Origin of the sequence: Serratia sp. ASV30 (assembly GCF_016428815.1) — a bacterium.
Classification (GTDB): domain Bacteria; phylum Pseudomonadota; class Gammaproteobacteria; order Enterobacterales; family Enterobacteriaceae; genus Chania; species Chania fonticola_C.
The window spans coordinates 76514-102157 of sequence record NZ_JAELTL010000007.1; the positions used below are offsets into that span (position 1 = coordinate 76514).

Here is a 25644-nt window from a genome sequence, read left to right on the forward strand (position 1 = left end):
CCTGGGGAAATTTTCTTCGCCAGTGCATGGGGTGGCGGCACCGGCACTGGCGAGGAAAGTTTGGGTCAGAACGCGATAACGTCTGCCGCTGACAGCCCGTGAGAGCTACGATAAATCGAGAACTCGACGTTCTGACCTTCGTTTAATGACTTGTTTTTGGTATTGGCGATAGCACGGCGGCTAACATAAATTTCGTCACTACCATCGACCGGTGAAATAACACCATAGCCTTGAGCCTGATCAAACCATTTTACCTGGCCCATTTTTAGCATTGTATTCTTAAACATATTTTATATCCTTTCACTTGAGCATCCTTCACAACGTTATTTTTGTTATTGTGTGGACGCTACCAGCCCATCCTAAAGTTTTTCGTAACAAACCTCTCGTGAGCAAAAATTAAAAAACCCGCACTGCGGCGGGCTTGTTGAGCTTAATATCTTCCGCATAACTCAGCATAAACGCGTCATTATGGTTGTATTAAGCTCTCTATACGCTATTCCCTGTAAACTTACAGAGCAACAACGTTGGCGGCAGCCGGCCCGCGCGGGCTGTCCTGAATGGTATACTCAACACGCTGGCCTTCTGCCAGAGTCTTGAAACCTTCGGTCATGATTGCAGAGAAGTGTACGAATACATCTTTGCCGCCATCTTGTTGTTCAATGAAACCAAAACCTTTACTTTCGTTGAACCACTTAACCTGACCAGTCTTCTTAGACATTACTATTACCTTTTAAATATTTACAAAAACCTGCCCTATGGCAATTTGGCCGTTTTTCAGAATCATTACTTATGGGAGGTACTTAGAAGGTTCGTCTTTGAAGCGGAATCAGATGATAACGTCTTGGGAGGAACTACTTAATCTATACTCGTACATAAATAGCGCTGCATCACAGGCCGGTATGCATTTACTCATAAACTCATCATCAAGACAAGAGGTTTATCACACTTTTTAGCTACACTCGCCCAGAATATTCCTATCACACTGATTTTAATAGTTAAAATTTAGCTTATTTTAAACTCATCGAGGGAGCCTTTAGCTCATCACTCACCACTTGGAGTTATACCTGCAAATGAGAGCCAACGCATAAAACACTAATATCGTTAGCCAATCGATAACAAATCATGAACCAACTGTCTAGACTTGAGTCAAAAACACGGTGAGGGGTCATCTAGCCAGCACTATTGGCGGCCTAAGCCGCATTTTTCAGATTTTATTGAGCTAAGGAGCTAGCAGTATGATCGACCAGCACTTCGTCTCGCCGAATGACATTCGCGCCAAATTTTCCCTGGCAATGTCGGCCATGTATCAACAAGAGGTGCCACTGTACGGTGACTTGATCGAACTGGTCGCTGAAACCAACCGGGAGGTGCTGAGTAAAGATTCAGCCCTGGCCCATGGGTTACAGATTACCGGTGAAATCGGTCGATTATCGATGGAGCGCCACGGCGCTATCCGCGTCGGCACGGCAGCTGAATTGCAAACCTTACGCCGGTTGTTTGCCGTGATGGGCATGTCTCCGGTGGGTTATTACGATCTGACCGCTGCCGGAGTCCCCGTCCACTCCACCGCCTTTCGGGCCGTACATGAAGCCGATCTGCAAGTCAGCCCGTTTCGCATCTTTACTTCGTTGCTACGACTGGAACTGATTGAGAATGTGGCGCTGCGCGAGCTGGCACAACGACTGCTGGATCGCCGCTGCATTTTTACCGAGCGGGCTTTGGAGCTGATAGCGTTACATGAAATCCAGGGCGGTCTGGATGCCGAACAGGCGCAAGAATTTGTTGCCCAGGCGCTCGAAACCTTCCGTTGGCACCGTTTGGCCACCGTCAGCGCCAGTGAATATCAACAGTTGCACAATCAACATCGCCTGATCGCCGATATCGTTGCCTTCAAAGGGCCACATATCAACCATCTGACGCCAAGAACGCTGGATATCGATCGGGTACAGGCGGCAATGCCAGAACGCGGGATCCCACCCAAAGCGGTGATCGAAGGCCCGCCTACGCGCCACTGCCCTATTCTGTTACGCCAGACCAGTTTCAAAGCGTTAGAGGAACAAGTCCTGTTTATCGAACCTGACGGTCATCAGGTTGTGGGGCATCATACCGCGCGTTTCGGTGAGATTGAGCAACGGGGAGTCGCCCTAACCGCCAAAGGGCGTGCGCTTTACGATCGCCTGCTGCAGGCCGCGCAGGATGCATTACAGGTTCCGGCTACGGAAGATAATGCTCCACGCTATTACCAACTGCTGGCTGAACATTTCCAGGCCTTCCCGGATGATTACAATGCACTACGCGTGCAGCAATTAGCCTGGTTCCGCTATTTCCCTACCGAATGCGGGCTGGCAGCTAAAGAGACGGTTGAGCAGCACAGCACGCTCGAACAGCTCATCGCACTGGACTACATCCGCTTCCAGCCGTTGGTGTATGAGGATTTCCTGCCGGTCAGCGCCGCCGGAATTTTTCAGTCTAATCTGGGAGATAGCCGCCATACGCAATACGCAGCGGCATCGAGCCGTGCGGCGTTTGAACAGGCATTAGGGGCAGGCGTGATTGATGAATTGACGCTTTATCAGCAAACGCAGCAGCGCTCACTGCAAGCTTGCGCGCAAGCCTTGGGCTTGCACGCTTTGGAAGCTTAGATTATTTGATTAACTTCTGGATCCCTTGCAACAATTGCTCGGCCTGCTCGGTGGGAAGTACCGCTTCAACCGGCAGATACCACCAGTCAGGCTGGGCAAAGGAACGGCATTTCACCGCATCCTTCTCGGTCATCAGCAGCGTTTGGCCTTGGCTCGCCAATGCGGCTAACTGCCCGTGGTTGTATTCCTGATGATCGGCAAAGGCCACCTCGCGCTCGACCTCAACCCCCAACTTTTCTAGCGTGGCGAAAAACCTTGGGGGATGACCTATCCCTGCCATCGCCACTACGTGAGGTAATTCGATCGCCGGGCGGCGTTCACCGCTGGCGATATTCACCGCATCCTGCGCCTGGAGCTTCATGGCGATTTCCCCCGGTTGGGCAACACCGCCATTTGCCACACAGGCATCCACCGTCTTTAAGCGAGACACACGCTCACGCATTGGGCCAGCGGGTAACCACCAACCGTTACCGAAGCGACGAACGCCATCGATCACCACCAGCTCAAAATCACGCTGTAAAGCATAGTGCTGTAGGCCATCGTCGGTGATGATCAAATCAAGCTCGCCCTGATTCAACAAGGCTTGCACCGCTTCGGCACGTTTTGGCGAAATAGCCACCGGCGCCCCGGTTCGCTGATAGATCAGCACGGGTTCATCACCGGCCTGCCGGGTGGTAGTCTGAGCATCCAGCACCAGCGGATAGACCGCCGACTTGCCGCCGTAACCTCTGGAAACCACGCCGACCCGGTAGCCACGCTGTTGCAGCTGTTCAACCAACCAGATCACCATCGGTGTTTTACCGTTGCCACCCGCAGTGAGGTTCCCCACGATAACCACCGGCACTGGCGCACGCCAACTCTTGCGCAAGCCGCAGCGGTAGCTAAGGCGGATCAGGCCGCTCACCAGGCCATACAGCCAGGAGAGCGGCAACAGCAGCAGGTAAACCAGTGAACTACCGGACCAGATGCGCTCTATCATTACTGACCAAACTGCATGCGGTGAAGTTGTGCGTAAGCCCCTTTCTGCTCGATCAACTCGGCATGCTGGCCACGCTCAACGATACGCCCATCTTCAACCACCAGGATCTCATCGGCTTTCTCGATAGTCGACAGACGGTGGGCAATCACCAATGAGGTACGGTTTTTCTGCAGTTCGTCCAAGGCCGCCTGGATCGCACGCTCGGATTCGGTATCCAGCGCGGAGGTGGCTTCATCCAGGATCAGGATTGGGCAATCTCGCAACAAGGCACGAGCGATGGCAATACGCTGACGCTGACCACCGGAAAGCATCACGCCGTTCTCACCAATCACCGTATCCAGACCATGCTCCATTTTATCAATGAAGTCGGTGGCATAGGCCATACGCGCCGCTTTCTCAATCTCTTCACGGCTGTAGCGCTCTTCACGAGCATAGGCAATGTTGTTGGCAATGGTGTCGTTGAACAGATGGACGTTCTGTGAGACCAGAGCAACCTGATCGCGCAGCGAAGCCAGGGTATATTCCCGCAGATCGTGACCATCCATCAGGATCTGCCCTTCCTGCACGTCGTAGAAACGCGTCAACAGGTTGGCAATCGTCGATTTACCCGAACCCGAACGGCCAACCAACGCCACCGTTTTACCTTCTGAAATGCTCAGATTGATATCACGCAGCGCCGGGATCTCACGCCCCGGATAGGCAAAGGTCACATGACGGAATTCGATATCGCCTTTGGCGCGCTCAACCTGACGAGTACCGGTATCCTTTTCCTGTTCCAGATCCAGGATCGAGAACAACGTCTGGCAGGCCGCCATCCCGCGCTGGAACTGGGCATTCACGTTGGTCAAGGATTTCAGTGGACGCATCAAGGCAATCATGGAGGAGAACACCACGGTAATGGTACCGGCTGTCAGCGTATCCATCACGCTAGGGAAGCTTGCTGCAAACAGCACAAACGCCAATGCCAATGAGGCGATCAACTGAATAATGGGATCGGCAATAGAAGAAGCCGAAACCAGCTTCATCCCCTGCTGACGCATGCGGTTACTGACGGTGTTGAAGCGCTCGGTTTCCACCTGTTGACCACCAAAGATCAGCACTTCTTTATGCCCTTTCAGCATCTGTTCTGCACTGGTCGTCACCTGCCCCATGGTGTTTTGCATGTTTTTACTGATATTGCGGAAACGTTTGGAGACCAGGCGGATCGCGAAGGAGACGATCGGTGCCAGCACGATCAGGATCAGCGAGAGCTGCCAGCTGTAATAAAACATCATGATGAACAGGCCGATGATCGAGGCCCCTTCACGCACCACGGTAACCAACGCGCTGGAGGAGGATGACGCTACCTGTTCCGAGTCGTAGGTAATACGTGAAAGCAGAGTTCCTGTTGATTGCTGGTCAAAAAAGGCCACCGGCATTCGCATCATATGACCGAACAGACGACGGCGCATCTGCATCACCACCATGCCAGACACCCAGGAAATACAATAGCTGGAGACATAGCTGGTGATGCCACGCATCAGCATCAGGCCAATCACGACCAGCGGCATCCAATGCAACACTCGGCTATCGGCTTTACCAAAGTCGTCTAATAACGGTTTGAGCAGGGACAGCATTAACGTGTCCCCGGCGGCGTTTAAAACCAGCGCCACGGCAGCGACTACCAAACCGGTTTTAAAAGGTGTGATCATCGGCCAGAGGCGACGGAACGTCTGCCAGGTGGAGAGATCTTTATCATTCATCATGCAAATACCAGCATCGGAAGAAATAGCGGCCCATTCTACTCATTATCCCCCTCAACGCCAAACCGCTGATGATACCAACGTGGATTTAGTTGTTCGCGAAAGCCTTTAACTTGCCAATCATGACGATAAAAAAACACGCTGAGCTGCCCTGAGCGGGCCGTATCACGCCAGGGAATGTGATTTTCCCGATAGCGTTTGACTATTTTTGCTGCCGGTAACCGCCACGCGTTATAGCGGGATGCCGAGGCAAACGCCAGCTCGGGGGCAACGGCACGCAAAAATGGCGGCGTTGAAGATGTCTTGCTGCCGTGATGAGGCACCTGAAAGATAGTACTAGGTAAATTCGCACGTTGTTTCAGCAGCGCCTGTTCGGCCCGGCGTTCAATATCACCCGTCAGCAACAGGCTGAACTTGCCATCATCGACACGCACTACGCAGGAGTCATCGTTAGCGGCATAATCCACCCGTGCTGGTGGCCACAACACCTGAAAGTTTAGCTCTCGCCATACCCACCGTTGCCCTTGTACGCAAGGCAGGTGGCCTACGTTAACGATCGGCGTACGCACGCTGGCCTGTGGAAACACCGCTGCTAGTATCGGTAACCCGCCGATATGATCCAGATGGCTATGGCTGATAATGATTTGCTCCAGCGAAATCTGCCGCCAGCGCAGGAATGGCAAAATATTACGCTCTGCCGCGCTGGAGGCTTGCCAGCGGTTGCCCGTATCAAAGATGACGGCCTTGCCTTCCCGCTCGATCACTACCGCCAGGCCGTGCCCCACGTCGATCATATCGACCCGCCAGCGATAATCCGGCGTTCTTTCCCGCCAGAACAGGCAACCTAACACCACAACGGCACAACCAACAGGAAAGTGATACCACCAGCGAAACCGCCAGCAAACCACGGCTAACCAGCCAAGAACGCTGAATTGCAGCAAGGCAGCCCCAACCTGTAGCCACCCTTGCTCGAGCCCAGGTAGCGGCCATAAGGCCCAACTGACGGTAAGATCGGCCAATTGCCAACACCAGTGGCTTACCGGCGGAATAAAAAACAGCATCAATGCCAACAATATCAACGGAACCGACAGCAGAGAAACGATCGGTACAGCCCAAAGGTTGGCGGGTAACGATGTCCAGCTCAAGCCATGAAACAGGCCAAATTGTAACGGCATCAGCAACAGCGTCATCCCTAGTTGCATGTGTAGCCAACGCAGAGGTGCCCAGCCCCAAGAAGTGCTGAAGCGCCTGGGCAACGGTGCCCATTCAAACCAAAAGATTAAGGCCGCAACCGCCAGGGCAGAGAGCCAGAAGCTGTCCGAAAGCACCGACATAGGATCGCACAGCAACAGCAGGCTGATACACCACAGCCAGATTTGCCAGGAAGTGCAGGAAACGCCTTTGAGGCGCAACCAGAGCCACAGAGACAAGGCAATAAAGGCCCTCATTGCCGGAGGTTGCCCACCTGCCAGCCACACATAGCACAGCGCCATCAACCAACTGACGATCAGCGGCAAACGGTAGCCGATATATCGCGCAGGCAATAAAAACTGCACGCCACGCGCCAGCCCCCAGGCAAAGGCGGCGGCCAGCGAGATATGCAGGCCAGAAATCGCCATCAGGTGAGCCACACCGGTTTTCATCAGTTGCCCACGCAGCTCATTACTCATCAGCGTCCGTTCGCCAAACGCCAGCGCCAGCAACACCGGCCGTTGCGTCAGCGGCATCAGCGATTGATCCATCCGTTTGACAATCTGCTGGCGCCAGTTGCAGCCCTTATCCAGTGCCGTTGCGGTACGTATAAAGCCACGCAGCGGTTGCCGATTAGCAATGGCCCAACGCTGCCCGTCAAAGCCCCCTTCATTCAGGCTGCTGTGTACCGGGCGAAAGTGAACCTTCATCGCCCAACGTTGCCCTGCACAGGGCTTTTCGCCGCGCCAGTTTGCCGTAAAGGACAACGCAGGCACCAGCCCGTGCCCACTCACCTGCTCGATACGCAGTTGCACCTGTGGCGTTTCAGCTCCGTTCAGCCAAATGCTACGCACGGAAGCAATCACGGTTTTATCGCCGCTGGTCGTCAACGTTGCGACTTGCTGCATCAACAGGCTGGCACTGCCGGTGGCGTAGATAAAACCCAGCAGGCAGCAGCACAGTGTCTGACTCCATGGATTCGGTTTATATCGCCATAGCCACAAAGCCGCGACGGCTAGCCCCATCAATAAAGGCCACGACGGTAAGTGGTGCAAAAACAGTATTGGCAGCATCCCCATCACCAAAGCGATGGCGGCCCTATCCAGTGAGATCCTGATTTCCGCGCTCCTTGCCAAGTTTATCCTGCAACAAATGTGACTTCTCAGACGGATAACCACCAGTTGCAGGTTGCTACTCAGGAAAGGAGGTCGTAAACAATCGGTTGGCTATTGGGCATTTGCAGGAAAAGCTGCGTAACGGAGCGCAAATTTTGGCAGGCATGGAAGGTTTTACAGGCGAAAAAAAACGGCACCCTAAGGCACCGTTTTATATTCTTTACAAGCAACAACACTATGGGTGGTCAGCGACTAGCCATAGATATTGGCACGGTCACGTAACTCTTTACCTGGCTTGAAGTGAGGAACGTACTTGCCGTCCAACTCAACTTTATCACCCGTTTTAGGGTTACGGCCGACGCGCGGAGCACGGTAGTGAAGAGAAAAACTGCCGAATCCGCGGATCTCGATGCGCTCACCCTCGGCTAGCGTAGCTGCCATGTGTTCGAGCATCTCTTTCACTGCATCCTCAACGGCCTTCGCCGGAATATGAGATTGCTGGCCAGCAAGTCTTTCAATAAGTTCAGACTTGGTCATAGTTCCTCCAAGCTTTGCAGCTAAACTACCGTATCGGGGCGGTTAGAAACCGCCCCCCGTCATTACTCGCCTTTAGCCGCTTTGAAGGCTTCAGCCATAGCGTTAGAGAAGTTGCTTTCTTCCGGCTTGGTGTTGTTAACCGTAGCAATTGCATCTTTCTCGTCAGCTTCGTCCTTCGCACGGACGGACAGGCTTACAACGCGGTTCTTACGGTCAACGCCAGTGAATTTAGCTTCAACTTCGTCACCAACGTTCAGAACCAGAGTTGCGTCTTCAATACGGTCGCGAGAGGCTTCAGAAGCACGCAGGTAACCTTCTACACCGCCTGCTAATTCAACTGTAGCACCTTTGGCGTCAACTGCAGTGACTTTACCAGTAACAATAGTACCTTTCTTGTTCATAGACAGGTAGTTATTGAACGGATCTTCAGCCAGTTGCTTCACGCCCAGGGAGATACGCTCGCGCTCTGCGTCAACTTGCAGAACCACCGCTGCGATTTCGTCGCCTTTCTTGTATTCACGAACTGCTTCTTCGCCTGCAACGTTCCAGGAGATGTCAGACAGGTGAACCAGGCCGTCGATGCCGCCGTCCAGGCCGATGAAGATACCGAAGTCAGTGATAGACTTGATTTTACCTTCAACGCGGTCGCCCTTGTTGTGGGTTTCTGCGAATTGCTGCCATGGGTTGTTTTTGCACTGCTTCAGGCCCAGGGAGATACGACGACGCTCTTCATCGATGTCCAGAACCATCACTTCCACTACATCGCCCACGTTAACAACTTTGGACGGATGGATGTTTTTGTTGGTCCAATCCATTTCAGAAACGTGTACCAGACCTTCAACGCCTTCTTCGATTTCCACGAAGCAGCCGTAATCAGTCAGGTTGGTAACACGACCAGTCAGCTTGGTGCCTTCTGGGTAACGTTTAGCGATAGCAACCCATGGATCTTCGCCCAGTTGCTTCAGGCCCAGAGATACACGAGTACGCTCGCGGTCGAACTTCAGCACCTTGACAGTGATTTCGTCGCCCACGTTGACAATTTCGCTTGGGTGCTTAACGCGTTTCCAAGCCATGTCAGTGATGTGCAGCAGGCCGTCAACGCCGCCCAGATCCACGAATGCACCGTAGTCAGTGAGGTTCTTAACGATACCTTTAACTTCCATGCCTTCCTGCAGGTTTTCCAGCAGTTGATCGCGCTCTGCGCTGTTTTCAGATTCGATTACTGCACGACGAGAAACAACAACGTTGTTGCGCTTCTGATCCAGCTTGATGACTTTGAACTCAAGCTCTTTGCCTTCCAGGTGCAGAGTGTCGCGAACTGGACGCACGTCAACCAGGGAACCTGGCAGGAACGCACGAATACCGTTCAGCTCTACAGTGAAGCCACCCTTAACTTTGCCGTTGATAACACCGACGACAGTTTCAGCTTCTTCGTAAGCTTTTTCCAGCGTGATCCAAGCTTCGTGACGCTTAGCTTTCTCACGGGACAGCAGAGTTTCACCGAAGCCATCTTCAACAGCGTCCAGCGCAACGTCAACTTCGTCACCAACCTGGATTTCCAGCTCGCCCTGGGCGTTTTTGAATTGCTCAGCCGGGATGGCAGATTCAGATTTCAGACCGGCGTCAACCAGTACGACATCTTTATCGATAGCAACAACAACACCACGAACGATGGAACCCGGACGGGTTTCGATTGTTTTCAGGGATTCTTCAAAGAGTTGAGCGAAAGATTCAGTCATGTTTAATCTTCAGGGTTCTATAGTTTAACGTCCATTTAGCGTCCCGCCGAATGGGGTTGTTTCACATACCTTGCCATTGGCTTCCTGCCGACAAGGTTTAGGTTACAGGGGTAAAATTTTACCCGATATATTCAGTTACTGCTATGCAGTACGATGACAAATATAACAAAAAGCTAAAAACGCCGCCGCGCTTATTGCTGCGGCAACGCCAAAACTTCATGTGCATATGCCAACGCCCGCTGGATCACTTCCTCGATCGACATGCTGGTAGAATCCAACACGAGGGCATCGAGAGCCGGTACCAGTGGCGCAATAGCCCGATTACGGTCACGGTCATCCCGTTCCTTTATCTCGGCTAAAAGACGTTCAAAGTTAACATTAAAGCCCTTTTCCTGCAACTGTAGCATGCGACGATGCGCACGCTCTTCGGAACTGGCGTCAAGGAAAATTTTAACCGGCGCATCCGGGAACACTACCGTACCCATGTCACGGCCATCGGCGATCAGGCCCGGGGCCTCGCGAAATGCGCGTTGGCGGCGCAGCAGCGCCTCACGAACCCGTGGGAATGCGGCCGTTTGCGAAGCCGTATTGCCAACGGTTTCGGTGCGGATCTCATTACTGACGTCCTCACCTTCCAAAATAACCTGCAGCTTGCCGTCCTGAGCAACAAAGCGGACGTCGAGATGGGCGGCCAAGGGGACTAACGCCTCTTCAGAGGTGATATCCACCTGATGGTGCAACGCTGCCAGGGCCAGTACGCGATAAATCGCGCCGGAATCCAGCAAACGCCAACCAAGGGATTCTGCCAGCGCCTTGCACAACGTGCCTTTGCCCGCACCACTTGGTCCATCAACGGTTATCACCGGAACTGTAGCCGTCATTTCTCTCTCCTTCAGGTAGAAACCTCACAGGAACACGCCTGCTCTCTGCCCAAGTAGGAGCAGATTCGGGGGCGTATTATACGCGCCTGTGGAGTTTACTGTTACCGCGAACTGTCTGATTGCCGAAAAGATGGCCACCAATGCGTAAAAAAGGCCTCAAACGAGGCCCATCGATAACGGATATGGAGAATATTAGGCCAACTGGCTGATACGCGCCAACTGCTCAAAATAGTCTGGGAAGGTCTTGGCGGTACACTTCGGATCCAGAATGGTCACCGGTGTATCGGAGAGCGCCACCAGCGAGAAGCACATCGCCATGCGGTGATCGTTGTAGGTACCAATCTCGGCAAACTGCAGCTTGCTTGGCGGCACGACGTGAATATAATCCTCACCTTCATCAACCTCGGCGCCAACTTTACGCAGTTCTGTTGCCATCGCCGCCAGACGGTCGGTTTCTTTTACCCGCCAGTTGTAGATATTGCGGATGGTGGTCGGCCCGGTCGCGAACAGCGCGGTGGTGGCAATGGTCATCGCCGCATCTGGAATGTGGTTCATGTCCATATCGATGCCTTTGAGCTCGCCGCGGCTACACTCGATAAAGTCATCGCCCCAGGTGATGCGCGCGCCCATTTTTTCCAGCACGTCGGCAAATTTGGTATCGCCCTGCACGCTTTTCTTACCGATACCGGTAACACGCACGGTGCCGCCCTTAATCGCCGCAGCGGCCAGGAAATAGGATGCCGAAGAGGCATCGCCCTCCACCAGATAGTCGCCTGGCGAACGGTAAGTCTGCTGCCCACGGATATGGAACACGCGATAGTTGTCGTGCGTAACTTCAACGCCGAAAGTGCTCATCAGGTGCAGAGTAATATCGATATAAGGCTTGGAAACCAGCTCACCCAAAATATGGATAGCGGTGTCTTGGGCCGCCAACGGTGCCATCATCAGCAAGGCGGTCAGGAACTGGCTGGATACGCTGCCGTCAACGCTGACGTCGCCGCCACGGAAACCGCCACGCAGGCGCACAGGTGGATAATCGGTTTGTTCAAGGTAATCAATTTGCGCTCCACCCTGGCGTAAAGCATCCACCAGATGGCCAATCGGGCGCTCTTTCATGCGCGGTTCGCCGGTCAACACCACGTCGCCCTCACCCAGGCACAGTGCCGCCGCTAATGGACGCATTGCCGTACCGGCATTACCGAGGAACAGCTCCAACGGCTGCGCGGCAACCAACGGACCCGCGTTGCCCTCGACGGAACAGGTGGTGCGATCGTCGGAGAGTTGGTAACTCACCCCCAGCGCTTGCAAGGCATTCAGCATATGACGCACGTCGTCGCTGTCCAGCAGGTTGGTCAGCCGGGTCGTTCCCCGCGCCAGCGCAGCCAGTAGCAAAGCCCGATTGGATACGCTCTTGGAGCCGGGTAAGTTGACGGTGCCATCGACCAAAGCAACCGGTTGTAACGTCAGGGAATCCACCATGTGAACAAAACTCTCCAGAATCTGATAAACGAAACGGCCCCGGGATAATGCCGGAGCCGCTTTAATGCAAAAGGACAACAGCGGTACGACCGCCCGTTCAATGCGGGCGGTGGCAATCAGCCATGGCGGCGTTCAAAGTCGACCATAAAGTCGGTCAGGGTCTTCACGCCCGCCAGCGGCATCGCATTATAGATGGAAGCACGCATGCCGCCTACTACGCGGTGGCCCTTCAGCGCCTGCAGGCCAATGGCTTCTGCTTCACTCAGGAACACTTTATCCAGTGCAGGATCGGCCAGTTGGAACGGCACGTTCATCCAGGAGCGGTTGGCAATGGCCACGCGGCTACGGTAGAAGTCCGACTGATCGATAGTGCTATACAGCAACTCGGCCTTGGCCTGGTTGCGCTTTTGCATTTCCACCAGGCCGCCCTGCTCTTTCAGCCATTTGAAGACCAGGCCAGACAGATACCAGGCGAAGGTTGGCGGCGTATTGAACATCGAGTCATTTTCTGCCAACACGGTGTAATCCAGGATCGACGGGACTTCACGGCGTGCTTTACCCAGCAGATCATCACGCACGATCACCAGCGTCAGGCCAGCCGGTCCAATATTTTTCTGTGCGCCCGCATAGATAACGCCGAAACGGCTAACGTCCAACGGGCGGGAAAGGATGGTCGAAGAGTAATCGCCAATCACCACTTTATCGCCAAAGTCTGGCGTTTCATCGATAGCCACACCGTCGATGGTTTCGTTCGGGCAATAGTGCACGTAAGCCGCGTTATCGCTCAGTTGCCACTCTTTCATCGGCTTGATGCCGCTTAAGCCGTCAACGGTGGTTTTAACGTCGATCACCTTCGGCTGGCAGTATTTTTCCGCTTCGGTGATTGCGCTGTGCGCCCAGTAACCGCCATCGATATAGTCGGCAGTGGTGTTATCACCCAACAGGTTCAGTGGCAGCGCGGCGAATTGCGCGCGGGCACCACCGTGGCAGAACAGCACTTTATAGTTGGCGGGGACTTTCAGCAGATCGCGCAGATCCTGTTCGGACTGTTCGGCGACGGCGATGAATTCTTTACTGCGATGGCTGATTTCCATCACCGAAGTGCCAAGACCGTGCCAGTTGCACAGTTCTTGTTCCGCACGACGCAACACTTCAACCGGCAGCATCGCCGGGCCTGAGCTAAAATTATAAACCTGAGTCATTTCCCCTCACCACATTCACTGTGCGCCGTAAAAACCGGCTTTCGACATATGCCCGAAGTTAACGCTGATGTTAACCAACTCTATCGGTTTTATCACTCACGTAACCCGGCTGCAATGCTTATTGTTCCAAGGGTGGGAAACTGGCGAGACCGCAAATAACAGGCTCTGCGGCCTCAGAGTTTATTTATGCCATAAAACGCTGTGACACTGGGGTATTCAGCGGGTTAACGCGGTTTTTTGTGCTGTATTCAGCTAACACGGCTATGGGCCAGGGCCGCGAACCATTCATCAACCAGGTGAAAAAACGTACATCACCATCGTCTCGTCAAATGCCATTCTTTGGCTATCAAATACCTGCATGAAATCGTTCCTGCGAAAAAAGATTTCCTACAGCATAGTCAGGGCGGGGAAAATGGGGGCATTACGCCCCCACTTGAGTCAGGGATCAATACTGATTAAACATCGCCTGGATCTGTTTGGCGTCTTTGGTTTGAGTTAATGCCAGCTGCAGCAAAATTCTCGCTTTTTGTGGATTCAGCGTTCCAGCTGCCACAAAACCGAGTTTAGTATCATCCACTTCCGCATCTTCGGTGGTGGAGCCGGTAGGCACGCGGGAAGAACGCACTACCGCTACGCCGTTATGGGCCGCCGTGGCCAACGTATCAAACACGGTTTTATACAGGTTGCCGTTACCCACCCCGGCGCTGACAATTCCTTGATAACCTTCGGCGATCAGCGCCTTGGCGGGCGCATCCGATGCGTTGGCGTAGTTATAGATAATACCGACCGTCGGCAGCGTACTCATCTGGTCGACGTTAAACGGCGTTTCGCTGGTGTGCTTGCGCTGTGGCGAACGTTGGTAGTCGATTTTGCCGTTATGGATATACCCCAGCGGGCCAAAGTTAGGCGACTGGAAAGTCTGTACGCCGGTGGTATTGGTTTTGGTTACGTCGCGGCCATCAAGCACCGTATCATTCATCACCACCAGCACACCACGCTTGGCCGATTGAGGGTCAGCGGCTGTGACAACGGCGTTATACAAGTTAAATGGGCCATCGGCACTCATGGCCGTTGCCGGGCGCATCGCCCCTACAATCACTACCGGCTTATCGCACTTGACGGTGAGATCCAGGAAATAGGCAGTCTCCTCCAGCGTGTCGGTACCGTGAGTGATCACGAAGCCATCGGTTTTGGCGCAGTCCGCATTAATCTTCTTGACCAGCTTGAGCCAGACTTCGTCATTCATATCCTGGGAACCGATGTTGACCACCTGCTCGCCCTGGACGTTGGCAACCTTTTTCAACTCTGGCACTGCATCCACCAATGCCTCTACGCCCAGTTTACCTGCGGTGTAGTTGGACTTGGTGGCCGAGTCGCCACCGCCAGCGATAGTACCGCCGGTGGCCAGCAAGGTGATATTAGGTAACGCCAGTGCCGAGCCGCAAACCCCGGCCAACAGTAGTGCCAACACGCTGAGTTTCACTGATTTCATTACGTTTCTCCGTTATTGATAACCCGCTGAATTATCGTCTTTATCCACATAATTACTGTGACATCTGATCGGCTTTAGGAATACGTGGAGCTTGGGAACAAAACCCCGTATCATTGCGCGTTTTTAGTACGCCACATAAGTGAAGACAATGACGCAAACTTTTATTCCTGGCAAAGACGCTGCGCTGGAAGACTCCATCGCCCGTTTTCAGCAGAAATTAACCGATCTGGGTTTCAATATCGAAGAAGCCTCCTGGCTGAATCCGGTGCCACACGTCTGGTCAGTGCATATCCGCGATCGCGATTGCCCGCTGTGCTTCACCAACGGTAAGGGTGCCAGCAAGAAGGCCGCGCTGGCGTCCGCGCTGGGCGAATATTTCGAGCGCCTGTCGACCAACTATTTCTTCGCCGATTTCTATTTGGGTCAACAGATTGCCGAAGGCGATTTCGTTCACTATCCCAATGAGAAATGGTTCCCGATCCCGGATGACAACTCGCTGCCACAAGGTATCCTGGATGAGCGTACCCACGCCTTCTACGATCCAGAGCAGGAATTGACTGCCAGCGATCTGATCGATCTGCAGTCTGGCAATAGCGATCGTGGCATCTGCACCCTGCCATTCACCCGCCAATCGGATCAGCAGACCGTTTATATTCCAATGAACATCATCGGCAACCTGTATGTGTCCAACGGCATGTCCGCTGGCAATACAGCCAACGAAGCGCGAGTTCAGGGTCTCTCCGAGGTGTTCGAGCGTTATGTGAAAAACCGCATCATCGCCGAGTCCATCAGCCTGCCGGAAATCCCGAGCGAAGTGCTGAACCGCTATCCTGACGTGGTTGAGGCGATCGCCAAGCTGGAGGCCGAAGGCTTCCCGATCCTCTCTTATGATGCCTCGTTAGGTGGCAACTATCCGGTGATCTGCGTGGTGTTGTTCAACCCCGCCAACGGCACCTGCTTTGCTTCCTTTGGCGCTCACCCCGATTTCGGAGTCGCGCTGGAGCGTACCGTTACCGAACTGCTGCAAGGCCGCGGCTTGAAAGATCTGGATGTGTTTACCGCCCCAACCTTCGACGACGAAGAAGTGGCCGAGCACGCCAACCTGGAAACTCACTTCATCGATTCCAGCGGTCTGATCTCCTGGGATATGTTCAAACAGGATGCCGACTATCCGTTTGTCGACTGGAGTTTCAGCGGCAGCACGCAGGAAGAGTTCGCCACCCTGATGAGCATCTTTAATAAAGAAGATGCCGAAGTGTACATCGCCGATTACGAGCACCTGGACGTGTACGCCTGCCGCATCATCGTACCGGGGATGTCCGACATCTATCCGGCAGAGGACCTGCTACTGGCAAACAACAGCATGGGCGCGCACCTGCGTGAAACCCTGCTGCAACTGCCGGGCAGCGAATGGGAGCCAGAAGAATACCTGGCTCTGATCCAGCAGTTGGATGATGAAGGGTTGGACGATTTCACCCGCGTACGTGAATTGCTGGGCATTGCCTCTGGTAAAGACAACGCCTGGTACACCCTGCGCGTTGGCGAACTGAAATCCATGCTGGCATTGGCCGGTGGCGATCTCGAGCAGGCACTGATCTGGGCCGAGTGGACGCAGGAGTTCAACGCCTCGCTGTTTACCCCGGAGCGCAGCAACTACTATCGTTGCCTGCAGACACTGCTGCTGTTGGCGTTGGAGCCAGAACGCGACCCAGCCCAATATCACACGGCCTTCGTGAAGATGTATGGTCAGGATGCGGTTGACGCGGCCTCTGCAGCTATGAGCGGCGAAGAGCGCTTCAACGGCCTGTTTGCCATCGACAGTGAATTGAAAGCCCTGCCGGCCCATCAAGCGCTGTTGGCGGCTTACGAAAAGCTGCAAACGGCCAAACGCCGTCACTGGGCGCAAGCATAAGCCTGATTGATACGCCGGTAGAACCTTACCGGCGTTACTCCCAAAGAAGCAGCCTTGATTCGGTTGCCGATCAAAAAACAGGCAAACCTTGGCGTTGAATGTTTTTATCAAAAGCGCACTTATCAGCCAACAGGATAATTAAATCGCCAATTGTTACGTCAGCGTGAAATATTAATTAACCATCAATTAATGCTTATTCATCAAAAAGCGACAATGAGTACAAAAATTTAACTCTCCCCACCCCAAAATGGCGTTAACTTCAAAATTTTTCGTAAACATTAAAAAATATTTTTTATATAAAAATCAATAATATAATTCAATAAACCCTACTAATTTTGCGGTTTTAAGCCGTTTTACTTCCGCGCGTTATGATCCAAGTCAATTTTTACCCTATACTGCTTTGCTAGTATCTCAGTGTGTTGTAATAACCCTTAAGAGCGAGAGTTAGTGTGAGAGCTGACAACCCCTTCGATATGCTGTTACCTGCCGCGATGGCGAAAGTTGCCGAGGATGCGGGGGTTTATAAAGCCACCAAGCATCCGCTGACGACTTTTTATTTAGCGATCACCGCAGGTGTGTTCATTTCTATCGCCTTTGTTTTTTATATCACAGCGACCACCGGCACCGCCGCCATTCCTTTCGGCCTCGCCAAGCTGGTGGGTGGTATCTGCTTCTCCATGGGGTTAATGCTGGTCGTCGTCTGCGGGGCGGACCTGTTTACCTCCACCGTACTGACCGTGATTGCCAAAGCCAGCGGGCGTATTACCTGGGGGCAACTGGCTCTTAACTGGTTAAACGTCTATATTGGCAACCTGATTGGTGCCCTGTTCTTCGTTGCGCTGATCTGGTTCTCAGGCGAGTATATGGCAGCCAATGGCCTGTGGGGTTTGAACGTATTGCAAACCGCCGACCATAAACTGCACCACACCTTTATAGAAGCCGTCTGTCTGGGTATCCTGGCTAACCTGATGGTTTGCCTGGCCGTCTGGATGAGCTACTCCGGCCGCAGCCTGATGGACAAGATGTTCGCCATGATCCTGCCGGTAGCCATGTTCGTCGCCAGCGGCTTTGAGCACAGTATCGCCAACATGTTTATGATCCCTATGGGTATAGTGGTTAAGCACTTTGCCACGCCAGAGTTTTGGCAAGCCGTGGGGGCAGCACCCGAGCAATTCGCTCATCTGACCGTAAGCAACTTTATCATCGACAACCTGATCCCCGTCACCATCGGTAACATCATTGGCGGTGGTCTTCTGGTTGGGTTGACTTACTGGGTAATTTATCTGCGTGGCGGCAAACAGAATCACTAATCTGTTGGCTGGCACGGCGCCGGGTTTACAAAGAAATCCACATTAGAAGGTAGGTGTATAATGACCGAACTTAACGAGAAGTTAGCGACCGCTTGGCAAGGTTTCAGCGAAGGTGACTGGCAGAAAGAAGTCAACGTACGTGACTTCATCCAGAAAAACTACACTCCTTACGAGGGTGATGAATCCTTCCTGGCTGGCGCAAGTCAAGCCACTACCACTCTGTGGGACAAGGTTATGGAAGGGATCAAACTGGAAAACCGCACCCATGCGCCAGTTGATTTCGATACCAACGTCGTCTCCACCGTGACTTCTCATGATGCGGGCTATATCAACAAAGATCTGGAAACCATCGTTGGTTTGCAGACCGATGCTCCTCTGAAACGCGCGCTGATCCCATTCGGCGGCATCAAGATGGTTGAAGGTTCATGCAAGGTTTATGGCCGTGAACTGGATCCACAAGTGAAGAAAGTGTTCACCGAATACCGCAAAACCCACAACCAGGGCGTATTCGATGTTTACACCAAAGACATCCTGAACTGCCGTAAGTCTGGCGTGCTGACCGGTCTGCCAGATGCGTATGGCCGTGGCCGTATCATCGGTGACTACCGTCGCGTTGCTTTGTACGGTATCGACTTCCTGATGGCCGACAAGCTGAACCAGTTCAAGTCTCTGCAGACCCGTCTGGAAAATGGCGAAGATCTGGAAATGACCATCCAGCTGCGCGAAGAAATTGCTGAACAGCACCGTGCCCTGGCTCAGATTAAAGAAATGGCCGCCAAATACGGCTACGACATTTCTGGCCCAGCCAGCACCGCTCAAGAAGCCGTACAGTGGACCTACTTCGGCTACCTGGCCGCGGTGAAATCCCAGAACGGTGCAGCCATGTCCTTCGGCCGCGTATCTACCTTCCTGGACGTGTTCATTGAGCGCGATATCAAGGCCGGTAAACTGACCGAACTGCAAGCGCAAGAACTGATCGACCACCTGGTCATGAAACTGCGTATGGTTCGCTTCCTGCGTACTCCTGAGTATGATGAGCTGTTCTCTGGTGACCCAATCTGGGCAACAGAATCCCTGGCTGGTATGGGTGTTGATGGTCGTACGCTGGTAACCAAAAACAGCTTCCGCTTCCTGAATACGCTGTACACCATGGGGCCATCTCCAGAGCCAAACATGACCATCCTGTGGTCTGAAAAACTGCCGTTGAACTTCAAAAAATACGCCGCGAAAGTGTCTATCGACACCTCCTCCGTACAGTATGAAAACGACGACCTGATGCGCCCAGACTTCAACAACGATGACTATGCCATCGCCTGTTGCGTCAGCCCGATGATTGTCGGTAAGCAAATGCAGTTCTTCGGTGCGCGTGCCAACCTGGCGAAAACCATGTTGTACGCAATCAACGGCGGCGTTGATGAAAAACTGAAAATGCAGGTTGGCCCGAAAGAAGCCCCAATGATGGACACCGTGCTGGACTATGACAAAGTCATGGAGCGTATGGACCACTTCATGGACTGGCTGGCCAAGCAGTATGTGACCTCGTTGAACATCATTCACTACATGCACGACAAGTACAGCTATGAAGCTGCGCTGATGGCTCTGCATGACCGTGATGTTTATCGCACCATGGCTTGTGGTATCGCGGGTCTGTCCGTAGCAGCCGACTCCCTGTCTGCCATCAAGTACGCCAAAGTATCCACCATCCGTGACGAAGACGGCCTGGCTGTCGACTTCAAAATCGAAGGTGAATATCCGCAGTTCGGTAACAACGATTCTCGCGTAGATGACATCGCATGTGACCTGGTAGAACGTTTCATGAAGAAAATTCAGAAACTGCGTACCTACCGTAATGCGGTACCAACTCAGTCCGTGCTGACCATCACCTCTAACGTGGTTTATGGTAAGAAAACCGGTAACACCCCAGATGGTCGTCGTGCAGGCGCTCCATTTGGTCCAGGTGCCAACCCAATGCACGGCCGCGATCAGAAAGGTGCTGTAGCCTCTCTGACCTCCGTAGCCAAACTGCCGTTTGCCTATGCGAAAGATGGTATCTCTTACACCTTCTCCATCGTGCCTAACGCGTTGGGTAAAGATGACGATGTGCGTAAAGCCAACCTGGCGGGTCTGATGGATGGTTACTTCCACCACGAAGCGTCCATCGAAGGCGGTCAGCACCTGAACGTGAACGTGATGAACCGTGAAATGCTGCTGGACGCGATGGAAAACCCTGAGAAATATCCTCAGCTGACCATCCGCGTATCGGGTTACGCTGTGCGCTTCAACTCGTTGACCAAAGAACAGCAACAAGACGTGATTACTCGTACTTTCACCCAGTCGATCTAATCGCGGTTTCTCCGGGGCGGGATCGCTCTGCCCCGCAGAACAAATCTTACCAAGGCCGGATATTCCGGCCTTTTTACTAACTACCCCCTGACTCTGGTCTTGAGTCTGTTTTGCCAGGTATCTACGCTGCTGCTTAGCCTGCGATGGGTATATACTGCATGGATATCTGGCAAAACAGTGATCCGGTACGTAACCGGCCAACAGGAATCGTTTTACCTGGCGCCTTTTTTCGCCACATCGTTGATCCCTGCCTGGCGGTTACCAGCCTATTTTAGACTGCGTTTGACAGTCGATTTTGGAGAAACCCGCAATGTCCTTGAAAGGCCGCATCCACTCTTTCGAATCCTGTGGCACCGTTGATGGCCCAGGTATCCGCTTTATCGTGTTCTTCCAGGGTTGCCTGATGCGCTGCCTGTACTGCCATAACCGCGATACCTGGGACACCCACGGCGGCAAAGAGGTCACGGTTGAAGAGCTGATGACCGATACCGTGGCCTACCGTCACTTCATGAACGCTTCCGGCGGTGGCGTAACGGCGTCCGGCGGCGAAGCGATCCTGCAGGCCGAATTTGTTCGCGACTGGTTCCGCGCCTGTCACAAAGAAGGGATCAGCACCTGTCTGGACACCAACGGTTTTGTCCGCCGTTACGACCCGGTGATCGATGAACTGCTGGATACCACCGACCTGGTGATGCTCGATCTGAAACAGATGAATGACGATATTCACCAGAACCTGGTGGGAGTTTCCAACCATCGCACGCTGGAGTTTGCCCGTTATCTGGCCAAACGTAATCAACGCACCTGGATCCGCTACGTGGTGGTGCCGGGCTGGTCTGATGATGATAAATCGACGCATCTGCTCGGTGAGTTCACCAAGGATATGACCAATATCGAGAAGATCGAGCTGTTGCCTTACCACGAGCTAGGCAAGCACAAATGGATCGCGATGGGTGAAGAATACAAGCTGGACGGCGTCCATCCGCCGAAGGCCGACACCATGGATCGCGTGAAGGGGATCCTGGAAAGCTACGGCCATAAAGTGATCTATTAAGCCTCTCCCTGCTCGAACAAAAAACCCGGCGCATCTGCCGGGTTTTTTATTTCAGGCCGCGGCCAACGGGGTGTGGTGATGGTCGGGCTTTTTCAGCAGCATCACCAGATAAACCAGCGCCACTACCGCAATCATCACAAACAGCAGCCGATCGGAGTAGCTCTGCATCAGCATCGACGTCATCGATGGGCCGAGCAAGCTGCCGACGGTATAGCTCATCAACAATGTCTGGTTCATCGCCACCAACTGATGCGGCAGCACCTTTTCGCAGGCCCAGGACATCGCCACAGGGTATAAGGTAAAGCCAGCACAGCCCAGGATAAACAGCGCCGGGGCCATCGCATAGTTACCCAGCATCGCGATGCTGGCAAGGATCACCACAAACACCTGAATGCGCAGTACCAACAGGCGACCGTAGCGATCGGCCAGGCGCCCTATCGGCCACTGACCCACGATGCCGGAACTGACCAGCAGCGCCATCCAGTAACCCACGTTGGCATCACTCATCCCCTGATGGTTTAAATACAGCGGCATCAGGCCGTACAGTGAGCCCAGCACAATTCCCGAGATAATACAGCCGTTGATGCCCAACCGGGCGTCACGACGTTTAAACATCTGCCAGATAGAGGCCTGCTGCGGTTCGTCATCCTGGTTATTGACCCGCGCAAACAGCATCGGCAGCATGGCGGCCATCACAACGGCGGTCACCCACGGCACCACATCCAGCAGTTGGGTTGAAACACTGCTTAGCAGCAACTGCCCCGCAACCGTACCGAGATAGTAAACTATCATATACGCCGCCAGCAGTTGACCACGGTTACTCAGATTGCCGCTGCGCAACAGTGCGCTTTCCACGATCACCCAAATCCAGGCACACCCTACCCCGGCAAAGAAGCGCCAGCCGATCCAACTCCAGAAGTCCAGCGACAGCACCATACCCATGGTAGCGAAGGCAAAGACCAAACAGGCAAGATGATAGCTGCGGGTAAAGCCAATCCGCTTGATCAGTTTGCCCGCCACCAGCGTTCCCAACAGGTTACCGGTAAAATAAGACGAACTGACCACCCCCACTTGCCAGGTTGGCAATTGAGCATGCGTTAACCAGAGGGGAACCAAAGTGTTCAAAACGGCGATGGAAACCGTAAGCAGCAATAGGCCGCAGAGCAACATAAGCACTGGGCGAGAATATGCGGACATAGAGAAATTGAAACCGAACAGACAGAGTAGAGTGCGCGCATCATGCCACTGGCGATAAAAAAGTCAATCGGCGGTTAACGGGCGATCGCACAATATGTTTAACAACGGGTTAAAAGTGGCTTTATAGCTGTTCCGGCAACGATTTTTCACCCGAGGCGGCCAGGGTAATATGCCCATGAAAGCAGGATAGCTTGCACAGTCCGCAGCCATTACACAGCGCATCGTCGCACTGCAATTGGCGGGTACCATTTTCAGAAAGCTGGAAGGATAAAGCCTGTTGCGGGCAGTTGATGGTACACATCCGGCAGCTGTCTTGCCGCCCCAGGCAGCTATGGCTGATTTGCGGGCGCAGCAGCGTGTCGCAGGGCATTTTGTCCCGCAACGCCCCGGTTTGGCAGGCGGTGGTGCATTTGCGGCAAACATCACACTCGGTGAAATCGATGCTCAATACCGGCTTGCTTTGATCGAGGCTCAATAAACCGTACGGGCAGCTGCTCACGCAGCCGCCACAACCGTTGCATAACGAGCTGAACAATGCCTCCGGCAAAGCCTGAGGTGGACGAGCCACCGCAGACAATGTCACAGAGGGTGCATCCTGCTCCGGCAAGGCTTTATTACGATCAAGCCAACCAGTCAGCAACCGGCGGCGGCTATTGCCTTGCGCAGATAACTGCTGGTCGTTGTTCATCAGAAATACAGCTCCAGGCTCGGCACTGGTGTCGGGCACTCTTCCGCCCAGGCTGCCAGCGTAATTTGTGCCAACTGCGCCACGCCCTGGTAGAACGGATGTCCAGCATGTTGCTGCAACAGTTCCAGATAACGCGGTGCCCAAGGCAGAATGTGCAGCGCAATCAGCCCGGAAATCATTTTGTGTTGCTTCTCTTCGGCCAACCAGGCCGCCATCATCAGCAAAGTGCCAATATGGTCTTCCGGCTCATTCTGGTCGCGCTGGGCTTCGATACCGTTCACCCGCAGCCATTGGCGCAGACGCAGCGTCGAATCACCAAACAGCACGCTTTCTCTATCCAGATAGACTGAACCCCAAGGCGGAGCAACCAGCGTATGTGGGCCAACGAACAAGCGTTGATAAGCCTCTGACAGCGTCTCTGGCTGGTTTCCAGCCAAACCTTCGGCAATCAGGGCTGCGGCCTCTTGTGCACCTTCATAAGGCCATTCGGTCAACCACTGCGGGTCGGCCAAAGAATCCAGTAAAGGCTGGCACTCTTTGCTCTCCGGTGGGGCATACAATAAAACACCTAGCACACGGCCAGTCAGGGCAATTTTTTCAAGCATCATAACTTGGGGCTTCTCCAGGGGCGCAGCCAGGCCGCGCCCAGATTAACGTTAGCCAGCCACGGCCATGCCAACGGTCATATGCAGGCCGTAGAACACGCCACGGCCAATCAACTCACCGGCAAAGACTAACACAAAGCCCAAGGTCAACCCCATCACACTGGCGTTACCACGGCGCAACTGCGGGCAAATCCAGCAACCCAGGCCGAGAACCAGCAAGACCAGCCGCCATACCATCAGTTGGCCATATTCCGGGATCAGCGCCGACGCCTGCTGTACCGAGCTGCTGATAGTAGCCAACTCACTGCCTTGCAACAGTGCCGAGCACAGGCTAAGCAACAGCGCCAGCACGCTGATCATCATCAGTTGACCACGGCCAGCCACTTGCAGACCAGCCGCCCGCAGCAGCAACACGCCCAACAGCGGCCCGCCGATAAACACCGACAGGAAGAAGTTCAGCGTGGTGTAACCGTTATGCCAGGTCGGTACGGTATCAATCTGGTAGACACGCGTCATGGCGTAGACAAACAGCAGACCCAGCACCATGGTGACTACCAGCCAGGCTTTACCCAGCGCCTGCGGCATTTTTTTCAACATGGCCAGCAGCCAATAGAGGCCGCCAACCGCAAAGAATACCGAACCGCTGGCGATTTCATTACTCAACGCCGACTCACCGATGCGATTGAGCGAGTTAAAGGCCCTGATCGGCGTCCCCAGGTGCATCACGGAGGCGATAAAGGCGATCCCCATCAGCAACCACAGGAAAAACATAGAACCGTGTACCGCCTTACTCTGGCGATCGGTCAGATTACCGGCGATCAACGCCAGCCCCATTACGATAACGCCGCCCACCACAAATTGTCCTAATACGGTGAACACCATCAGCGGCCATTCATGCCATCCCGTTCCCATTTTAAACCTCCTTCGGATTAGCCAGATGGCCGGTAGTGTCACCACTCGGGCGGCTGTTGGCGTTAGGTTTCAGTACGATGCACGGTTTGGTGAAATGCGCGGCCGGTAACGGTGCCACTTGCGCCAGGGTGCCATGTTGTTTACGCAGTTCGTCGATCGGGCCAAAGTCCAGGGCACGCAGCGGGCAGGACTCGACACAAATCGGCTTTTGGCCAACGGCAACGCGCTCATAGCAGCCATCGCACTTGGTCATGTGCCCTTTCGCTTCGTTGTACTGCGGTGCGCCGTACGGGCATGCCATATGGCAGTAGCGGCAACCGATGCACACCTCTTCGTTCACCACCACAAAACCGTCTTCTCGCTTGTGCATGGCGCCACTTGGGCACACTTTGGTACAGGCCGGGTCTTCACAGTGGTTACAGGCGATCGACAGGTAATAGGCAAACACGTTTTGGTGCCAGCTATCGCCGTCCTGCTGCCAGTCACCCCCGGCATACTCATAGATGCGGCGGAAGCTGACGTCCGGGGTCAGGTTTTTATAGTCTTTGCAGGCCAGCTCGCAGGTTTTGCAGCCGGTGCAACGACTCGAATCAATGTAGAATCCATATTGCGTAGTCATCAGCTACT

21 protein-coding genes are annotated in these 25644 nt (G+C 53.8%); 5 read left to right on the forward strand and 16 right to left on the reverse strand.

What is annotated here, in order from left to right:
- Nucleotides 1-65: 65 nt before the first annotated feature.
- On the reverse strand, nucleotides 66-287 hold the full coding sequence (locus JHD74_RS04650) for a cold-shock protein (RefSeq protein WP_021804913.1): 222 nt from the start codon (nucleotides 285-287) through the stop codon (nucleotides 66-68).
- A 221-nt stretch (nucleotides 288-508) separates the two neighbouring features.
- The gene (locus tag JHD74_RS04655) at nucleotides 509-718 is read right to left on the reverse strand and encodes a cold shock domain-containing protein (protein WP_021804914.1); all 210 of its coding nucleotides are present in this window, start codon (nucleotides 716-718) and stop codon (nucleotides 509-511) included.
- 517 nt (nucleotides 719-1235) lie between these two features.
- Here JHD74_RS04655 and JHD74_RS04660 point away from each other — a divergent pair.
- Nucleotides 1236-2642, forward strand: a complete 1407-nt coding sequence (locus JHD74_RS04660; RefSeq protein WP_024529850.1) for a VOC family protein — start codon at nucleotides 1236-1238, stop codon at nucleotides 2640-2642.
- A 1-nt stretch (nucleotide 2643) separates the two neighbouring features.
- Here the strand turns inward: JHD74_RS04660 and lpxK are convergent, their stop codons facing one another.
- From lpxK to ansB, 9 genes are all read right to left on the reverse strand, one after another.
- Complete coding sequence (lpxK, locus tag JHD74_RS04665; protein WP_074028966.1) at nucleotides 2644-3621, reverse strand: tetraacyldisaccharide 4'-kinase; 978 nt, start codon at nucleotides 3619-3621, stop codon at nucleotides 2644-2646.
- Nucleotides 3621-5366 (reverse strand): lipid A ABC transporter ATP-binding protein/permease MsbA, encoded by a 1746-nt coding sequence (msbA, locus tag JHD74_RS04670; RefSeq protein WP_024529852.1) that lies wholly within the window; start codon nucleotides 5364-5366, stop codon nucleotides 3621-3623. Before msbA ends, lpxK begins: the two co-directional genes overlap by 1 nt.
- A gap of 35 nt (nucleotides 5367-5401) precedes the next feature.
- Nucleotides 5402-7690, reverse strand: coding sequence for a ComEC family protein (locus JHD74_RS04675; protein ID WP_255519154.1), 2289 nt, complete (start codon nucleotides 7688-7690; stop codon nucleotides 5402-5404).
- 231 nt (nucleotides 7691-7921) lie between these two features.
- Nucleotides 7922-8206, reverse strand: a complete 285-nt coding sequence (gene ihfB / locus JHD74_RS04680) for an integration host factor subunit beta (RefSeq protein ID WP_004928264.1) — start codon at nucleotides 8204-8206, stop codon at nucleotides 7922-7924.
- Between the two features lie 62 nt (nucleotides 8207-8268).
- Nucleotides 8269-9945 carry a 30S ribosomal protein S1 gene (rpsA, locus tag JHD74_RS04685; RefSeq protein WP_021804919.1) on the reverse strand — a complete coding sequence of 559 codons (1677 nt, stop codon included), beginning with the start codon at nucleotides 9943-9945 and terminating at the stop codon, nucleotides 8269-8271.
- A 191-nt stretch (nucleotides 9946-10136) separates the two neighbouring features.
- The gene (gene cmk / locus JHD74_RS04690) at nucleotides 10137-10826 is read right to left on the reverse strand and encodes a (d)CMP kinase (protein ID WP_021804920.1); all 690 of its coding nucleotides are present in this window, start codon (nucleotides 10824-10826) and stop codon (nucleotides 10137-10139) included.
- Nucleotides 10827-11018: 192 nt separating this feature from the next.
- On the reverse strand, nucleotides 11019-12305 hold the full coding sequence (gene aroA / locus JHD74_RS04695; RefSeq protein ID WP_024529854.1) for a 3-phosphoshikimate 1-carboxyvinyltransferase: 1287 nt from the start codon (nucleotides 12303-12305) through the stop codon (nucleotides 11019-11021).
- 116 nt (nucleotides 12306-12421) lie between these two features.
- Nucleotides 12422-13507 carry a 3-phosphoserine/phosphohydroxythreonine transaminase gene (gene serC, locus JHD74_RS04700; RefSeq protein WP_024529855.1) on the reverse strand — a complete coding sequence of 362 codons (1086 nt, stop codon included), beginning with the start codon at nucleotides 13505-13507 and terminating at the stop codon, nucleotides 12422-12424.
- Between the two features lie 445 nt (nucleotides 13508-13952).
- Entirely contained in the window at nucleotides 13953-14999 is a 1047-nt protein-coding gene (ansB, locus tag JHD74_RS04705) for an L-asparaginase 2 (protein WP_024529856.1), read from the reverse strand.
- A 148-nt stretch (nucleotides 15000-15147) separates the two neighbouring features.
- Here ansB and ycaO point away from each other — a divergent pair, with 148 nt between their 5' ends.
- From ycaO to pflA, 4 genes are all read left to right on the forward strand, one after another.
- Complete coding sequence (ycaO, locus tag JHD74_RS04710) at nucleotides 15148-16911, forward strand: 30S ribosomal protein S12 methylthiotransferase accessory factor YcaO (protein ID WP_199061836.1); 1764 nt, start codon at nucleotides 15148-15150, stop codon at nucleotides 16909-16911.
- Nucleotides 16912-17360: 449 nt separating this feature from the next.
- Nucleotides 17361-18221 (forward strand): formate transporter FocA, encoded by an 861-nt coding sequence (focA, locus tag JHD74_RS04715; protein ID WP_024484609.1) that lies wholly within the window; start codon nucleotides 17361-17363, stop codon nucleotides 18219-18221.
- Nucleotides 18222-18281: 60 nt separating this feature from the next.
- Entirely contained in the window at nucleotides 18282-20564 is a 2283-nt protein-coding gene (pflB, locus tag JHD74_RS04720) for a formate C-acetyltransferase (RefSeq protein WP_024484610.1), read from the forward strand.
- Nucleotides 20565-20874: 310 nt separating this feature from the next.
- Nucleotides 20875-21615, forward strand: a complete 741-nt coding sequence (gene pflA, locus JHD74_RS04725) for a pyruvate formate lyase 1-activating protein (RefSeq protein WP_024484611.1) — start codon at nucleotides 20875-20877, stop codon at nucleotides 21613-21615.
- Nucleotides 21616-21666: 51 nt separating this feature from the next.
- On the opposite strand, the gene JHD74_RS04730 is transcribed toward pflA, so the two are convergent.
- From JHD74_RS04730 to JHD74_RS04750, 5 genes are all read right to left on the reverse strand, one after another.
- Nucleotides 21667-22812: an MFS transporter gene (locus tag JHD74_RS04730; protein WP_074028963.1), complete on the reverse strand. Its 1146-nt coding sequence runs from the start codon at nucleotides 22810-22812 to the stop codon at nucleotides 21667-21669.
- Between the two features lie 121 nt (nucleotides 22813-22933).
- Complete coding sequence (napF, locus tag JHD74_RS04735; RefSeq protein ID WP_024529859.1) at nucleotides 22934-23500, reverse strand: ferredoxin-type protein NapF; 567 nt, start codon at nucleotides 23498-23500, stop codon at nucleotides 22934-22936.
- Nucleotides 23500-24108 (reverse strand): Tat proofreading chaperone DmsD, encoded by a 609-nt coding sequence (gene dmsD, locus JHD74_RS04740; protein ID WP_199061838.1) that lies wholly within the window; start codon nucleotides 24106-24108, stop codon nucleotides 23500-23502. The genes napF and dmsD overlap by 1 nt, the downstream gene beginning before the upstream one ends.
- A gap of 48 nt (nucleotides 24109-24156) precedes the next feature.
- The gene (locus tag JHD74_RS04745; RefSeq protein ID WP_024529861.1) at nucleotides 24157-25017 is read right to left on the reverse strand and encodes a dimethyl sulfoxide reductase anchor subunit family protein; all 861 of its coding nucleotides are present in this window, start codon (nucleotides 25015-25017) and stop codon (nucleotides 24157-24159) included.
- Between the two features lies 1 nt (nucleotide 25018).
- Nucleotides 25019-25636 (reverse strand): DMSO/selenate family reductase complex B subunit, encoded by a 618-nt coding sequence (locus JHD74_RS04750; protein WP_024529862.1) that lies wholly within the window; start codon nucleotides 25634-25636, stop codon nucleotides 25019-25021.
- Between the last annotated feature and the right edge of the window lie 8 nt (nucleotides 25637-25644).

Bases quoted from the DNA above. Each gene is read 5' to 3' on its own strand.
- JHD74_RS04650 (WP_021804913.1), bottom strand. From the start codon at position 287: ATGTTTAAGAATACAATGCTAAAAATGGGCCAGGTAAAATGGTTTGAT.
- JHD74_RS04655 (WP_021804914.1), bottom strand. From the start codon at position 718: ATGTCTAAGAAGACTGGTCAGGTTAAGTGGTTCAACGAAAGTAAAGGT.
- JHD74_RS04660 (WP_024529850.1), top strand. From the start codon at position 1,236: ATGATCGACCAGCACTTCGTCTCGCCGAATGACATTCGCGCCAAATTT.
- lpxK (WP_074028966.1), bottom strand. From the start codon at position 3,621: ATGATAGAGCGCATCTGGTCCGGTAGTTCACTGGTTTACCTGCTGCTG.
- msbA (WP_024529852.1), bottom strand. From the start codon at position 5,366: ATGATGAATGATAAAGATCTCTCCACCTGGCAGACGTTCCGTCGCCTC.
- ihfB (WP_004928264.1), bottom strand. From the start codon at position 8,206: ATGACCAAGTCTGAACTTATTGAAAGACTTGCTGGCCAGCAATCTCAT.
- rpsA (WP_021804919.1), bottom strand. From the start codon at position 9,945: ATGACTGAATCTTTCGCTCAACTCTTTGAAGAATCCCTGAAAACAATC.
- cmk (WP_021804920.1), bottom strand. From the start codon at position 10,826: ATGACGGCTACAGTTCCGGTGATAACCGTTGATGGACCAAGTGGTGCG.
- aroA (WP_024529854.1), bottom strand. From the start codon at position 12,305: ATGGTGGATTCCCTGACGTTACAACCGGTTGCTTTGGTCGATGGCACC.
- serC (WP_024529855.1), bottom strand. From the start codon at position 13,507: ATGACTCAGGTTTATAATTTTAGCTCAGGCCCGGCGATGCTGCCGGTT.
- ansB (WP_024529856.1), bottom strand. From the start codon at position 14,999: ATGAAATCAGTGAAACTCAGCGTGTTGGCACTACTGTTGGCCGGGGTT.
- ycaO (WP_199061836.1), top strand. From the start codon at position 15,148: ATGACGCAAACTTTTATTCCTGGCAAAGACGCTGCGCTGGAAGACTCC.
- pflB (WP_024484610.1), top strand. From the start codon at position 18,282: ATGACCGAACTTAACGAGAAGTTAGCGACCGCTTGGCAAGGTTTCAGC.
- pflA (WP_024484611.1), top strand. From the start codon at position 20,875: ATGTCCTTGAAAGGCCGCATCCACTCTTTCGAATCCTGTGGCACCGTT.
- JHD74_RS04730 (WP_074028963.1), bottom strand. From the start codon at position 22,812: ATGTCCGCATATTCTCGCCCAGTGCTTATGTTGCTCTGCGGCCTATTG.
- napF (WP_024529859.1), bottom strand. From the start codon at position 23,500: ATGAACAACGACCAGCAGTTATCTGCGCAAGGCAATAGCCGCCGCCGG.
- dmsD (WP_199061838.1), bottom strand. From the start codon at position 24,108: ATGATGCTTGAAAAAATTGCCCTGACTGGCCGTGTGCTAGGTGTTTTA.
- JHD74_RS04745 (WP_024529861.1), bottom strand. From the start codon at position 25,017: ATGGGAACGGGATGGCATGAATGGCCGCTGATGGTGTTCACCGTATTA.
- JHD74_RS04750 (WP_024529862.1), bottom strand. From the start codon at position 25,636: ATGACTACGCAATATGGATTCTACATTGATTCGAGTCGTTGCACCGGC.